The organism is Roseivirga spongicola (assembly GCF_034376045.1).
In the GTDB taxonomy this organism is placed as follows: Bacteria; Bacteroidota; Bacteroidia; order Cytophagales; family Cyclobacteriaceae; genus Roseivirga; species Roseivirga spongicola.
This window is the reverse complement of record NZ_CP139724.1, coordinates 2949902-2964386: the sequence shown is the minus strand read 5'-3', so window position 1 is coordinate 2964386 and position 14485 is coordinate 2949902. Positions and strand designations below refer to the sequence as shown.

At 40.6% G+C, this 14485-nt stretch carries 15 protein-coding genes and 1 pseudogene; 7 read left to right on the top strand and 9 right to left on the bottom strand.

Annotation, left to right across the window (positions count from 1 at the left end):
• Positions 1-8: 8 nt before the first annotated feature.
• The 6 genes and pseudogenes from T7867_RS13215 to T7867_RS13190 form a co-directional block, all read right to left on the bottom strand.
• A complete protein-coding gene (locus T7867_RS13215) occupies positions 9-998 on the bottom strand; it encodes a TIGR03571 family LLM class oxidoreductase (protein ID WP_068223621.1) in 990 nt (329 codons plus the stop codon).
• A 1-nt stretch (position 999) separates the two neighbouring features.
• Positions 1000-2153: pseudogene (locus T7867_RS13210) on the bottom strand (MFS transporter).
• A 50-nt stretch (positions 2154-2203) separates the two neighbouring features.
• On the bottom strand, positions 2204-2947 hold the full coding sequence (locus T7867_RS13205) for a type 1 glutamine amidotransferase domain-containing protein (protein ID WP_084375726.1): 744 nt from the start codon (positions 2945-2947) through the stop codon (positions 2204-2206).
• Between the two features lie 127 nt (positions 2948-3074).
• Entirely contained in the window at positions 3075-3641 is a 567-nt protein-coding gene (locus T7867_RS13200; RefSeq protein WP_068223624.1) for a Crp/Fnr family transcriptional regulator, read from the bottom strand.
• A gap of 90 nt (positions 3642-3731) precedes the next feature.
• The gene (locus tag T7867_RS13195; protein WP_068223629.1) at positions 3732-4115 is read right to left on the bottom strand and encodes a DUF3037 domain-containing protein; all 384 of its coding nucleotides are present in this window, start codon (positions 4113-4115) and stop codon (positions 3732-3734) included.
• Positions 4093-4887, bottom strand: coding sequence for a HipA family kinase (locus T7867_RS13190; RefSeq protein WP_068223632.1), 795 nt, complete (start codon positions 4885-4887; stop codon positions 4093-4095). The genes T7867_RS13195 and T7867_RS13190 overlap by 23 nt, the downstream gene beginning before the upstream one ends.
• Positions 4888-5109: 222 nt before the next feature.
• Here T7867_RS13190 and T7867_RS13185 point away from each other — a divergent pair, with 222 nt between their 5' ends.
• From T7867_RS13185 to T7867_RS13155, 7 genes are all read left to right on the top strand, one after another.
• On the top strand, positions 5110-5949 hold the full coding sequence (locus tag T7867_RS13185) for a leucine-rich repeat domain-containing protein (protein ID WP_068223635.1): 840 nt from the start codon (positions 5110-5112) through the stop codon (positions 5947-5949).
• A gap of 99 nt (positions 5950-6048) precedes the next feature.
• The gene (locus T7867_RS13180) at positions 6049-6339 is read left to right on the top strand and encodes a glycerophosphodiester phosphodiesterase (RefSeq protein ID WP_068223638.1); all 291 of its coding nucleotides are present in this window, start codon (positions 6049-6051) and stop codon (positions 6337-6339) included.
• A 101-nt stretch (positions 6340-6440) separates the two neighbouring features.
• Positions 6441-6590 carry a PI-PLC domain-containing protein gene (locus T7867_RS13175; RefSeq protein ID WP_157717693.1) on the top strand — a complete coding sequence of 50 codons (150 nt, stop codon included), beginning with the start codon at positions 6441-6443 and terminating at the stop codon, positions 6588-6590.
• Complete coding sequence (locus T7867_RS13170; RefSeq protein ID WP_068223641.1) at positions 6587-6829, top strand: glycerophosphodiester phosphodiesterase; 243 nt, start codon at positions 6587-6589, stop codon at positions 6827-6829. The genes T7867_RS13175 and T7867_RS13170 overlap by 4 nt, the downstream gene beginning before the upstream one ends.
• Positions 6830-6831: 2 nt before the next feature.
• The gene (locus T7867_RS13165) at positions 6832-7197 is read left to right on the top strand and encodes a DUF4260 domain-containing protein (RefSeq protein ID WP_068223644.1); all 366 of its coding nucleotides are present in this window, start codon (positions 6832-6834) and stop codon (positions 7195-7197) included.
• A gap of 68 nt (positions 7198-7265) precedes the next feature.
• A complete protein-coding gene (locus T7867_RS13160; protein ID WP_068223647.1) occupies positions 7266-7622 on the top strand; it encodes a hypothetical protein in 357 nt (118 codons plus the stop codon).
• Positions 7623-7734: 112 nt separating this feature from the next.
• Positions 7735-10266 carry an ATP-binding protein gene (locus T7867_RS13155; RefSeq protein ID WP_068223650.1) on the top strand — a complete coding sequence of 844 codons (2532 nt, stop codon included), beginning with the start codon at positions 7735-7737 and terminating at the stop codon, positions 10264-10266.
• Here the strand turns inward: T7867_RS13155 and T7867_RS13150 are convergent.
• From T7867_RS13150 to T7867_RS13140, 3 genes are all read right to left on the bottom strand, one after another.
• Positions 10256-11632 carry a sigma-54-dependent transcriptional regulator gene (locus T7867_RS13150; RefSeq protein WP_068223653.1) on the bottom strand — a complete coding sequence of 459 codons (1377 nt, stop codon included), beginning with the start codon at positions 11630-11632 and terminating at the stop codon, positions 10256-10258. The two genes, T7867_RS13155 and T7867_RS13150, sit on opposite strands and share 11 nt — an antisense overlap.
• A gap of 167 nt (positions 11633-11799) precedes the next feature.
• Complete coding sequence (locus T7867_RS13145) at positions 11800-12129, bottom strand: hypothetical protein (protein WP_068223662.1); 330 nt, start codon at positions 12127-12129, stop codon at positions 11800-11802.
• Between the two features lie 192 nt (positions 12130-12321).
• The gene (locus tag T7867_RS13140) at positions 12322-14415 is read right to left on the bottom strand and encodes a helix-turn-helix domain-containing protein (RefSeq protein WP_322299422.1); all 2094 of its coding nucleotides are present in this window, start codon (positions 14413-14415) and stop codon (positions 12322-12324) included.
• Positions 14416-14485: the final 70 nt, after the last annotated feature.

Sequence of the window (14485 nt, the reverse complement as noted above, 5' to 3'; positions counted from 1 at the left end):
CTAATTGTTTAAGCTGGCAGGCAGTCTGCCATTTGATTTTTAAAATGCGGGAGCACGTGTTCTCCCAACTGTTCCATTGCCTCTTCAATTGGCAATTCTGATTTCCGTAAGTGAATGGCCATGTGCGAGACCCCAGCTTTCTGATAATCCATCATCAGATCAGCTACTCGATTAATCCCAATCAATCCGCCAAAACGCGCAGGACTAAAAGCCTGGTCTTTGTCTTTGGTTAAGTTCAGATGAATGGCTGTGATGTATGGCTTTTCTGGCTGGTCGTTATCATAAAGTGCATCTCGCCAGTTGAGCACCACTTCCTTCGCCTGTTCAACAGGCCTTGGATAGCTAAACCAAGCGTCCATGTTTTGAGCAATCCAATCCATAGACTGCCTAGCTCTACCGGCTAAAACCCACGGCACTTTATGCTTTGGCTTAGGATAAACTTGATAGTTGGCGTTCAGCGTTTCATAATAAGCCTGAAGGTTATGATCCTCCTTCCAAGCCTCTTTTACGATTTCATAATTTCTTCTGAAGCGTTCATCCCTATCGTCAAAACTATGACCAAGCACAGGAAACTCCACTGGCCTATCGCCTAAACCAACTCCCATTAAAAACCTACTATCAGATAAGTTTTCAATGGTGGCAGCAGCTTTTGCCAACTGTAACGGATTATGGAGCGGCATTACAATAGCCGCAGTTCCTAAAAGAATGTTGTCAGTTACCCCAGCCAGATAGCCGAGGTAACTTAATGTATCGAAAAGCTGGGCTGCATCACCAAAAGTGGGATCGTACAAAGGTACTTCCCGTACCCAAAGTGTATTGAACCCCAGCTGATCGGCCAGTTTTGCTCGAACAAATTGCCGGCTCATATCTGGCACACCAAAGGGTCTTCCCTCCTCTTTGCGCTTTCTATCCCCGGCCAAAGACCAATCATTATCTAGGGGCATTTCAAGCCCAATGGTCATTCTTCCTGGATGATGGAGCTTACAAATAGTATCCATATCAGCGCTCCCTTCTATGGCTTACCAGAGTAAGCAAAAACCCGATGAAAACGAGAATAGAGCCTATCCATGGTGTTGCGCCAACTCCTAGAGATGATTCAACAATCTTTCCACCTAAAGCTGCACCAATAGCAATACCCACATTAAAGGCGGCTATGTTAAGTGCTGAAGCCACATCTTCTGTTCCTGGGGCATATTTCTCTGCCATTTGCACTATGTACAACTGCAAAGCTGGCACATTTGAGAAGGCCAGAATACCCATAAAAAACAGTGTTACTACAGCAGCTACTTGGAATGGAGCGGTAAAGTAAAGTACCAACAAGACAATGGCTTGCAGAATAAACATCACCATTAAAGCCTTGCTTGGCTTTTTATTGGAGACTTTTCCACCAACTATATTTCCAATGGCTATAGCAATACCATATACCAAGAGCAACAAGCTGGTCATACTGGCTGAAAAACCAGTCACTTCTTCCAATAGCGGGGCTAAGTAAGTAAAGGTTACGAAAGTACCACCGTAGCCCAAAGCTGTAATGGCCAGAACTAATAGTACCGAAGGGCTTTTGATCACCTTCAGTTGATCTACTATTCGCAAGGCTTTCCCTCCCTGAATTGATGCAGGCACCAAAACGGCACTAGACAAAGCACCTATTATACCTAAAATAGACACACCAATAAAAGTGGCTCTCCACCCAAAATTCTGACCGATGAAAGTCCCTAAAGGCACACCAGTAACAATGGCTATGGTTAAACCTGCGAACATAATGGCTATGGCAGAAGCACGTTTATTAGCTGGTACTAAACTAGCCGCAATGGTAGCACCTATTGAAAAGTAAACACCATGTGCAAAACCAGTCAGTATCCTGGCCATCACTAACAAGCCGAAGGTTGGAGCAATTGCCGCTAATCCGTTACCCAATATGAAAAGTAGCATTACCCCTAAAAGCAGCTTTTTCGTGGAATCTTGCTGGTTAACGCTGTAAGAATTGGTGCTCCAACAGCTACGCCAACCGCGTATAAACTCACTAAAAGACCCGCTGATGATATCGAAATGGCTAAGTCTTGAGCAACTGTGGGCAGTAAGCCCACAATCACAAACTCCGTAGTTCCTATACCGAAAGCACTGATGGTTAATGCCCAAAGTGCTGCCGGCATACTTTTTCTTTTGGCCGTATTGGCCGTCATTGTTGCAGAAGAATCCATGCTTATTTAGCGTTGATCAATGCAACAATTTCAGTGGCTACTTTATGCGCTGAAGCAGGGTTTTGACCAGTCACTAATCTACTGTCAACACTTACTTTTTTAGCCCAATCTGCTCCCTTCACAATGGTAGCGCCTCTTTCTAAAAGTATGTTTTCTAAGGAGAAAGGCACTACATCTTCTAACTCAACGGCAATCTCTTCTTGGTTGGTGAAAGCGCTCACTTGCTTACCTTCTACCAAATATTGACCATTGGAAAGTTTGATATTTACCAAACCTGATGGGCCGTGACAAACAGCACCAATAATTCCATTTAACTCGTAAATTTCAGCCGCTTTTTTAGCTAAGGCTTCATTGTTCGGGAAGTCCCACATGGTACCATGCCCTCCCGCATAATAAATGACATCGTACTTTTTAGACGCTATCTCAGCTGGCGTTTTGGTATTATTAATAGATCTTTGGAAGGTTTTATCTTCCCAGTACTTTTTATTCACTTCGTCTTCTAGGTCGAATCCATCTACTGGAGCTTTACCACCTTCAGGACTCACAAAGTCAATTTTGTAGCCCGCCTTTTCGAACACTTCATAAGCATGAGTGGCTTCACTTAAATAGAAACCTGTGGTTTTGCCAGTGTTGCCAAGTGCTTCATGACTAGAAAGCACCATCAGTACGTTCACATCTTTTCCTTTTTGAGCCATCATAATGGTAGATGTAAAAAGGAGTGCAATAAGTAATTTTAATTTATTCATGGTTTTTCGTTTTTGTTTCTGATACAAAAGTCCATGAATTATGAGCCCTGTGCGAGGAGCTAAATCACAAGAATGAGGTGTGACAAATCACTAGCAAAAAGTGATATACATCACATCAAAAAAGGAACTAAAGTCGACTGAGTGTTTCTCTGCTTACGCCCAAAAAAGAAGCCAACAAACGTTTAGGAACCCGCTGAATTAAATGAGGCATTTTCTGTAGAATCTCTTCATACCGCTCTTCAGCAGTCTGAGTCAATAGCGACATAATACGCTGCTGCAGGTTGATATATCCAAGGTTCGATTTGGTTCGAAAAAAGTTGGCCATGGCTGGCACTTGATGGCAAATGGTTTCTCTGTCGTTAAAAGAAAGCGAAAAGAAAACAGAGTCTTCAAGGCAGTCTACATTCATGGTGGCTTCTCGCTTAAACTGAAAAGCAGGATAGTCGCTTACCCAGTAGTTTTCCATACCAAATTGCATAATATGTTCCTTGCCTTTGGCGTCTATGGCGTAAGACTTCACCAAGCCTTTTACTATCCAAAACTCATGGTCTACCTTTTGGCCTTCCTGAACCAAGAAATGATGTTTTTTTAACCTTCTAAGATGAAAATGAGATGCTATAAACTCCCATTCCTCTTCGGTTAGTTTAGAGATTTCTTCAATGTGTCTTCTTAGTTGTAAATGCTCCTGCTCCACTTTTTAAGGGTTTGAAAAGGGTCAACAACAAGATAAATCTAAAAATTCAGCTTTGAGAAAATTTTATAACTAACTCTACCTAGGCGCAGATTACAATACATTCTCCTCAAAAAGCTTTTCAAGCGTTTTGGCCAAGTCTGAGCTGAAACCAGTGTGCGGCCTGCTGGTCTGAATAATAGAGCTTCGCACAGCGGTAAGCCAACGGAAGCGTGAAGCCAAATCCATATCGGCAATCTGACCTCCTTGAGCTTTTCCCGAACAAATCTTCTCAAAAGACTGTAAGTTCAGCCTGATCATTTCTACATCAGCTTCAGGGTCTAATGCCAAAAGCTTCTGCTCATTAAGCTGAATTTTGGCACCAATAAAACCACTCTTGGCATCACAGAGAATGACCCCTGCATTGATAAACTCTTCTCGCTCCACCCGAGGCACCACCCGGATGATGGCATACTCATATAAGTGCTGTCCTGGCATCTTGGGCTTCTTTAGTGAATTGATCTGAATGTGATAGTCTTAATTTGAGGAAGTTGGCATAAACTGCCCTTGCGTCAGAAGCACGCTCCTCATCGCAAGCAGCAAGCAGCCACTCATCGGGAATAAGCGCTACCAATGCATCTATCTGCTCTGGTTTAAGCAGTGCCTTTAGCTGCTCGTTTGCTTCGGAAAGTTGAGACGCCTGCTTAAGCAAAACATGGTTGGCTATGATGGGGAATTTGCCTGTGGCGTTCTTCTCCCAATTAGTCCACGAATGATGAAAAAGGAATGCCGCCCCATGATCGATCAGCCAAAGTTCCCTATTCCACATCAGCATATTGGTATTTCGAAATGTGCGGTCTACATTGGTAATCAGCATATCTAGCCAGACTATTTTGGAAGCCAACAAAGTGTCTACTTCCATAGCCAATGCATCGTAATTAATGGAGCCAGAAAGAAAATGGAGTGCCAAATTCAAACCTTGGCTTCCTTTAAGCAAATCTTGAATTTCTTCATCGCCTTCCGATCTACCAAAAGCCGGATCTAACTCAGCGAAAACCAATTCCGGAACCTTCAAGCCAAGTATTCGGGCAATCTCCCCACCCAAAAGCTCGGAGATCAAAGCCTTTTCTCGCTGGCCTGCACCTCTAAACTTGAGCACGTATTTAAAGCCATCGTCAGCATCGGCTAGGGCTGGCAATGAACCACCTTCGCGAAGCGGAAGAATGTATCTGGTAACATTTACCTGACGCAATTGAAGCGTATTTTCCATCGGTTAAACTTTGGGTTGAACTGAAAAATTCAACACCACAAATGATTTAATTATTCAAAGATTCAACAAAAGATTCGTTTTGCAAATCAGTCAATAAAACTATGGTTTTAGTTTCTAGCAAGATTAACACACCATCCCTACCGAATTATCTATTTGCTTTGCCAACCTTTATCAGATGCACTGCATCTTTATTTTGTCAAAACTCAAAACAACGTTCAAAACATGAAATTACCATTTTTCTCAAAGCACTCGATACTAGCTATTTGTGCCATTACACTAACCTTCGGCTGTAAAAACAATGATGACAGCACACCCGAAACAGTCAACATTCCTGACGCAAAATTCGAACGAAAACTTATTGACCTTGGAATAGATAGTGACCAAACCATAAATCAGCAGTTGAGCATTTCGGATGCGCTGTCTGTTACATCGTTGAACTTAACTAATTACAACGAGGGTACTGCCATAACGGACCTTACAGGAATAGAGGCTTTTACCAATCTCACTTCATTGGTAGTAACAAACAATATGCTTACCACAATAGACGTGTCTAAAAACACCAACTTGGTAAACCTCAACTTGTTATTCAATGACCTAACTTCTGTTGAAGGCCTCAATGCTGCCACACAACTGAGAATCCTTAACCTCTCTTGGAACTTCTTAAGCACCTTGTCTTTAGATCTTCCTTCATTGGAAGTGCTTAATATTAGTGAAAACGAATTGCAGCAAGTTGATGTATCTAAGTGCCTGAACCTGACTTCAGTGCTAGCTAAAACCAACCAACTTCAAACTGTAGACTTTTCTCAAAACAGTAAGCTCAGCACTCTAGTGCTTAGCGATAATCAATTGGAGCAAATTGATTTAAGCAATAACTCGGAATTGGAGTTTTTATGGATTTCGGCCAACAAACTAGAGCAGCTAGACATTAGTAAACTGCCTAAACTACACAACCTTAGCACAATCAATAATCCAAATTTGGGTTGCATAGCTATTGCTCAAGATCAGTCTGTGGCTACCTTAAATAAAACGGAGAATCAGCAACTAATGGTTGGTGGATGTTAAGAGAGAAGGCCTAGGTAGCAAGCCTTAACTTTTAGTTAATGGCACTACCACTTCTAAAAGTGACTAATAGTTTAAATTCGAGCTGTTTAAACTTAGTTCATGAAAAAACTATTACTGTCGCTCGCATTCTGTCTTTTGGCTCAAGTGTCTAATGGTCAAACTAAAATAATTGCTCATAGAGGCTCTTCAGGCATAGCCCCGGAAAACACCTTAGCTGCTTTTCAAAAAGCCATTGATCAAGGAATTGAATTCTTTGAGCTGGATGTACACATTACCAAAGACGATTCTGTGATGGTTATTCATGATAGTTCAGTAGACCGTACCTCTTCCAATGGAAAAACCGGCAAAGTAAAAGACATGACCTATGCCGAATTAAGGAAAGTAAAGTAAAGGTTGGTTATTCTGAAAAGTTTGGGACTGAATTTAAGAAAGAACCTATTCCAACATTAAGGGAGGCGTTAGCTCTGGCCAAAGATAAAATCAAGGTTTGTGTGGAAATAAAAGCATACGGTGCCGAAGAAGAGGTTATACGAGCTATTAGAGAACTAGGAATGAACGATCAGGTGATTGTTTTTTCCTTTTATTACCCAGTTTTAGCTAAAATCAGAAAGTTTGACAAAGACATTCCTATCTCTACTTGAAAGGCACTGCAGATGAGTTTACCTTAGATTATGCCAAGGTGTTAAATGCAAAGTACATTGGTGTAGGTGGTGGCACTAAGCTCACAAGAGATTTCATAGACCAAGCTCATTCCGAAGGAATAAGAGTTTGGCGCTATACAGTAGATGATGAGGCTACAATGAAAGAGCTACTAGCAGTTGGCATAGATGGTATAATCTCCAACTACCCTGACCGGGTAATGAATGTAATAAAGCCATAGGATTGAAAAACCTTATTAAACTAGAGGAGCTTGCCATGCTTGGGCTCTCCATTTTCTTATTTAGCGAGACAGATTTTGCCTGGTGGTGGTATCTGGCCCTTATTCTTACACCAGATATAGGCATGTTAGGCTATGCCCTGAACACTAAAATTGGACCCGCTACCTACAACTTCTTTCATCATAAGGCAGTAGCCATTTCAGTATTGTGCTTAGGGTGGTTCTTTTCTCAAGAATGGCTAGAGTTAGCGGGGATTATCCTATTTGGTCACTCTAGTTTGGATAGATTATTCGGTTACGGACTAAAATTTTCAGACCATTTCAAACATACGCACCTTGGGTGGATACAAGAATCAATCACTTCTAAATAGCCTATACTTTTGTAAAAGATTTGAGAGAAAGTGTTGAATTCATATATTCATAGTAAAAACTACACACTATGAAAAGCGCACTCTACACCCTCTACTTTTCACTACTGGCACTAGTTTTTTTTAGTAAAATAGCCAATTGGTTTCTGAACTTTAGCCAAGCCACTAACGACCTTATCAGCACAGCCATGTTTTGCTTAATTGGAGTTGGCTATATATTCTTAAATCACCATTCGTTCAATAAAGTATGGCTGAGAGTCTTTACTACAATTTGTGGTGTTTATTTGATTATAATGAACTTTATACCCAAAGACACGCTGCTTTACATCTTATCAATAGCAAGCGTTGTGTGTCCACTTATATTGGCTAAAATCTTCAAATCGAAAGGTCAAAAAAATACAGAAATGGCTGATTCAATCAGCAGATAATGGCAAGCCATTCATTTAAGTTTGAAGAAATGAAAAGTTAAGCTAGGCAGCTGAAACACTCACTAGCTTTTTGCGCTTATAAAGATGTCGATCATTTTTTCGTTATCCACTTATGGCGCTTTCACCTAAAAGCAATTCAAAGATCTGGCTTACTTTCATCATTATACTAATTGTGGTGGGTGCAGCTATTTTCTGGAGTTTTCAGAGCTATAAGAAGCTCAATAACTCTATCGACAGCCTTACAGAGCCTGATCATAAATCTGCACTCATTCAAAATACCATTCAGGGCATTACAAAAGCCGAAAAGCACATTCAATCGTACATACTTACTAACGACCCAAATATCTATCAGAACTATAGAGATGAGATAAATAATGTGCTAAGTAACATTGACAACCTAGAGCAAGAAATGTCTGAAGATAGCCTTCAGGTTCAGCGGGTTAAGTCACTAGAGCGTCTTTTCCTTCAAAAACTCTCCTATTTAGATGACTTCCTGAAAGAGAAAAGAGCTGCTCAATATCGGGTATTCAGCTCTCAGGCTTTAGAAAAGATTGAAGAAACCACCGCAGATTCTGCTCTTACCGAATCTCAGGTTTTAACGAAGCTTAAAACCACCGAAAAAACTAAGCCCGTTCTAAAACAAGATGTGGTTGAAACCGAATATAAAGCCCCTGGGCTCTGGGAAGGAGTAAAACGCCTATTCGGAGCAAAAAACATTAGAGTAGACACCATCACCAGAATCTCTAACGATACCGTGACTACCACAGAAATTGTAATTGACACCCTACAGGTGGTTGACTACAACCCTGACACCATGCTTTTGAAGGTGAAAAAAGTTTTGCAAGAGGTGGCCAATCAAGAATACAATAAGCGAAGGCTTCTTTCTAGTAAAGAGCTAAACCTTCTTCAGCAAGATTTAAAACTGAGTGAGGAAATTGACCGAATTATTAGCCAGCTGCAAGTGCACGAGCGAAAAAATGGAGCCAGAAGAAGGGCAGAAAGTTATGATGTTACAAGAAGCTCTACTCAAATAGTATTAGCCTTTGGCCTAATTGGTATTTGTGTTGGAGGCTTTTTCCTGTTCGCCATCGGGAGAGATCTGACCCGATCTAGGTACTTAAGTAAGCGCTTAGAAGAAGAAAAGAACAAAGCCAACCAGCTTGCTAAAATGAAGGAAGAATTCTTGGCCAACATGAGCCATGAAATTAGAACTCCATTGAACAGTATTTTGGGCTTTTCTAATCTGATAAAGCAAACTTCTCTGAATAATCAGCAAAAGGAATATTCCGTTGCCTTAGACGAGAACACACGCTATTTAACTGGTTTAATCAATGATATTCTAGATTTCTCAAAGCTAGAATCGAGCAATATTGAGCTTCACCCCACGCCCTTCTATGTACCCGATTTGGTAGAAAACCTTCAGTCGCTTTTTGCTCTTCAATGTGCCGAAAAAGGACTAGAATTAAAGCTTGAGCTTGATAATAAACTGCAAGAAGTTGACCTAATCGGTGATGAATTCAGGCTAAAACAAGTCCTCACCAACTTATTGAGCAATGCGGTTAAATTCACCAAGGATGGAGGAATTCACCTTACCATAGACACTAAAGAAAGAGCAGGACAACATCAGCTAACCATTAAAGTAAGAGATACTGGCAAGGGTATAGACCCTTCGAAATTCAAGCACATTTTCAATGCTTTTGAGCAAGAAGACTCTTCCGTAACCAGAGAATTTGGAGGTACTGGTTTAGGCTTAGCTATTGTTAAAAAGTTGACGGATGCTATGGGAGGTAAAATTACTGTAGACAGCAAAGTTGGAGAGTTCACAGAGTTCAAACTTAGACTAAACTTGGATTATCAAAACCATATGGCAAGTGCTAAAAACACTGAAAAACAGGCAGCAAACAACTCCTTCCAAGGCCATGTGGTAGTAGTAGAAGATGATTACTGGAATAAAACACTTCTTCAGACCGTCATTTCTCCGCAAGTAGAGAAAGTAAGCCTCTTTGAAAGTGCGTCAGATGCTTTAGATTTCATCTTAAAAAATCGGACCAGTATAGACTTAGTTTTAACTGACATTAGCATGCCTGAATTTAGTGGTGTAGACCTGCTGAATCGCTTACAAGTTGCTCAGGTTTCTACACCAGTGGTGGCCATAACTGCTCACGCTATGCCAGAAAAGCTCAAGCAATTCAATGAACTCGGCTTTAAGGCTATTATTACCAAACCATTCAATGAGGGCGGCATACGAGCCGTTTTACAAGATTTTCTAACAGAAAAGGAACAAGATCAAATGTCTAATAACCAAGAACCCTACGTCTTTAATTTTGAAAGAATAAAGCAGTTTGCTGGTGAAGACAAAAGCCTTTTAGATGACTTGGTGAGGAGCCTGATTGACAATAATTCCCAGAACCTGAACCTATTTGAGGAGCATTTAGAAGAAAAAAACAGAACGCTTTTATCTGATATGGCTCACAAGATGATACAGACTTACGACAGCCTACAGCTTAATCAGGTTGTTGAGCGTTTAAAAAGCATAGAAGTCTATCATGAGCTTGGTAAGCCAGAACGCATGTTAGAAGAGGCCAACAGCCTTCTTCCAGAATTAAAATCTATTCACCTACAGCTATTGAGTATTAGGCCTTAATCTGGTACTTGGAAATTTTATTATACAAAGTAGATCGGTCTATATTGAGCAATTCGGCTGCTTTTGACTTGTTGTAACGAACTTCTTCTAAAACCCGCTGAATAGTCTCCTTTTCTTGATGTTCCTGGATATTCTTTAGGTCATAGCCTGGAGTGTTCTGTTCAGCATTGGGCTGCTGCGCTCTAGATTCAGTTATTAAAGTTTCTGGAATATGCCCTAAGCCAATCTGCCCCCTTTGGCAAAGCAGAGTTGCTCTCCTTACTACATTGCGCAATTCGCGTAAGTTGCCTGGCCAATGGTAAGCCTTAAAAACCGACACTACCTCTTCGGCAAAGCCTGTCACTTCTAAATCTAGTTCATTATTAGAGCTGTGGAGGAAAAAATCTAGGTATTCATCTAAGTCTTCCATCCTGTTCCTCAACGGTTCAAGATGCAGTTCAAACTCATTCAATCGGTGGTATAAGTCTAAGCGAAAGTGCTGTGAATCAATGGCACCGGCCATCTTTTCATTGGTAGCTGCAATTACTCTAACATCTACTTTAATCTCCTTTTCGCTCCCCACCTTTCGAACACTCCTCTCTTCCAATGCACGCAGCAATTGCACCTGAACATCGTAAGGAAGATTGCCTACTTCGTCTAGAAAGAGAGTGCCTCCATTAGCAATTTCAAACTGTCCTTTTTTGTCACTAAGGGCGCCCGTAAATGCTCCTTTTACATGACCAAACAGCTCGCTGGCCGCCAGTTCCTTAGAGAGCGAACCACAGTCGATGGTCGCGAATACTTCATTGGCACGCTTACTCTTCTCGTGGATCATTCGCGCAGCATATTCTTTACCCGTTCCGCTTTCGCCTAAAATCAATACACTCATTTTGGTAGGCGCTACCAGTTGAATGTGCTCCCATGTTTGCAGAGACTTCTCCCCTTTGCCAACAATATGTTTTCTCTCCGACTGCTTAGGTTTCGATTCTCTTTGCTTTGACTCAGCTTCAGAACTTACTCCTTGCTTATGTTTCAAAGCAGCTTTTACAGTTAGCAAAAGTTCATCTGGATTGACAGGTTTAGTCACAAACTCAAAAGCTCCCAGTTGAATTGATTTTACTGCTGTTCTAATATCTTGATAGTTAGTCATGAGAATCATGGCCGACTTTGGTGAAACCTCCTTCACCTTTTCCATTAACTCAAGCCCATTTAAGTCGGGCAGCTTAAAGTCTGTAAGTACCAAATCTGGAGTTTCTTGCGAAAGGCTCTCGAGAGCTGAGGCAGAACTGAATACTGAGTTCACCTTAAAATCATTTCTGATAAGAAATGACGAGAGCATTTTATTGAATGAGGGGTCATCATCTACCACAAGAATGGTGTGCTGCATGGGTAATTCTATTTAGGCTAAGTTTAAGGGTTAACGAGCAGAAGCCCTATTTGTGTTCAAAAGTAATTAGCAAAAGCCTAAAATGAGTAAGGCCGCCCTTGGAAGGCGACCTTATACTACTCACATCTGGGTCACACGCGATGCTCTAAACAACCAAATAGCATCACCTATTTCTGAGCATCAATCTTCTTCTCTCTCAAGAACTTACCGGTCATATCGAAATGAACAGCGTACTTATCTGAATCTCTCATTACAATGAACTCGATGAATTCGTTAGTCTGAGACTCTACTTTGAAAACTTTCTCCACATTTTCGTCTTTGTAGGTGCTCTTTTCCCAACCTGCTTTAACTGCATCTGGCAATTGCTCCAACTTAATTTCTGTTTTCTTTTCTTGTTGTTGCTCCTGAACTACTGGATTCTGTGCGTTTTGAGCAAGTGCTACAGTTGAGAATCCGAACATGGCTATCATTAGGGTGCTTAAAATTGTCTTTTTCATGATTTTGATTTTTAAGTGATTAATCTATTTGCCAAGTATTAATGAAAACCTTGTGCCAGAACCAATAAAAATCATAAACCATTGAATAACAGCTAGTTAAAAATAATAACTGAAATTACCATGTGTAGAACCAAACCACAGAGTGTGGAATAATTCTACACTTTGTTGAATTGACCTGAAGTTACAGAGTGGCTACAGCAGGCCTTTCTTTTCCAGATCTGCTCTAAGTGCGTTATGGTTAGCCCAGAATTTGTCCTTGATTATTTTCCAGAGCTTTTGAGCTTCGGGGGTGCGGTCTAAAGCATCTGTTTGCGGATCTTCATCGAATAGAATGAGCCAAAATTGATAATTTTCTTTTTGAGAGAAGCGCCTTAAGTATTCCAAAGCTTTTTCGGTTTCACCACGGTAGGCATAATAAGCGTAGTAGTTCAGGTCTTGGTAAATAGTCTGATCTGTTTTGATGAACTCAAAATAGTCTTGATAGAACTCATCTGCCTGTTCTTTCATCCCTAGTTTATCGAATACAGCTCCAATTTTGCCATGTTCATGCCGGTAAATGTCTAGGTTATTCTCCTCCCTTATATCGAGGAATATTTTGTAATAGTAATAGGCAGAATCGAACTCCCCCATGAAAAAACTCACTTTGCCAATTTCCTGCAGAATGTCTAATCTGGAAGAATCCTTCTTCCACTCTACCACAAGCCTCTTTCTTAGTGAAGCCTCGTTTTTATCTTGTCCATACTGAACAAAAGCCTTTACGTAATTAGAAAAACCGTTATTCTGGCTGTAATCTAATGACCTGTTCACATAATAAAGCGCCTCATCTACAAAACCGGTCTGAATTAATGCATTACTTAGGTGCAGGTACAAATAGCTTGTAGTCAAGGAGTCGTACCCTTCATTATTTAACTGAATACCTCTTAATGCATACTCCAAATACTTATTGGTGTCAGGCATGTAGTTGGCATATAAATCGGAAAGCATGTTGATGATTTCAACGTTATTAGGAGATAGCTCTAATGCTCTCTCTAAGTATTTTACCTGTTCTGGATAATCACCAATGTATTGATAGTAAAGTGCGATAGCCATTAAACTTTCCGGAGAATTAGCATCTAATTCCATGGCTTTATCTGCATTGTCTTTGATGTTTTGTTCATGCACTTTCTGTGACTGAAAAAGGTCTAGGTAGAAGTAACAAATAGTTAAGGCTGCATAAGCCTTAGAGAAGTTTTCGTCTAACTCTATCGCCTTTTCAAAGTAAGGTTTAGCCAAATTCAATTTCTCCAAATCTCCCATTACTAAAAGGTTTTTACCTTTTAGGTAATTATCATAGGCCACTAGGTTAGAGGTTGGAATTTTGGTGATTTGCCTGCGCTCTTCTGGAGTAATAATAGCCCTTATCTCACTAGCAATGTTACTAGCAATTTCTTGCTGAATCTTGAAAATATCTTTAGAGTCTCGTTCATATTGAGCTGCCCATAAGTGTTTATCCGTAGTCGCTTCAATTAGCTGAATATTGAGCAAAATTCTATCCCCAACTTTCTGGCCACTACCTTCAACAAAATAGCTCACACCAAGCTCTCCAGCTATTTCTGGTCCAGATTTGGCTGAGTTTCGATACTTCTCGGCAGAAGTACGGCTTATCACTCTCAAATCGCCAATTTTCTGAAGATTGTTAAGAGTTGATTCCATCAGTCCATTTACCAAATACACATTAGAAGAATCCGCACTGTCGTTCTTAAAAGGCAAAACAGCAATGGACTTCTCCAAAACAATATCGTTGCCATCAGCCCTTGTATTAAACAAGACTACTGCTAATAATAGCACAACGAATATCCCTCCTACTATTAGCAAAGGAGTTTTAATTGTCGATTTTGATTGAGAAGGAATTGATTCTTCAGTTGAAACTTCCACCTTTTCGGGCGTTTGTACCTCTTCTTGAACGTGCAATCTTTTCCCTACTTCTCCTGGAGGATACCCATATTGTTCTCGGAAACATTTAACGAAATAAGAAGTACTGCTAAAACCAACTTGATCGGAAACTTCAGTTACATTAAGAGAACCTTCTTGCAATAAACGCATGGCCTCTTGTAACCTCACTTCTCTGATGTATTGACTGACCGACAGCCCTGTTAGCTTCTTCAACTTGCGCAATAAGTTGGAACGGCTCATACCAGCCTCTGTTGCCAACTCAGAAACACCGAAAGTCTCATTAGACATATGCTGCTCAACCAATGCTCTGAGCTTGTCTAAAAAAATCTGATCATGAGGAGAATGAGTTGGCATTGTTTCGCGCTAAAGCTGATACAAAAAAGTAAAATTTAAGCCGAACTAACAACATGTTCCAAACAGCCTC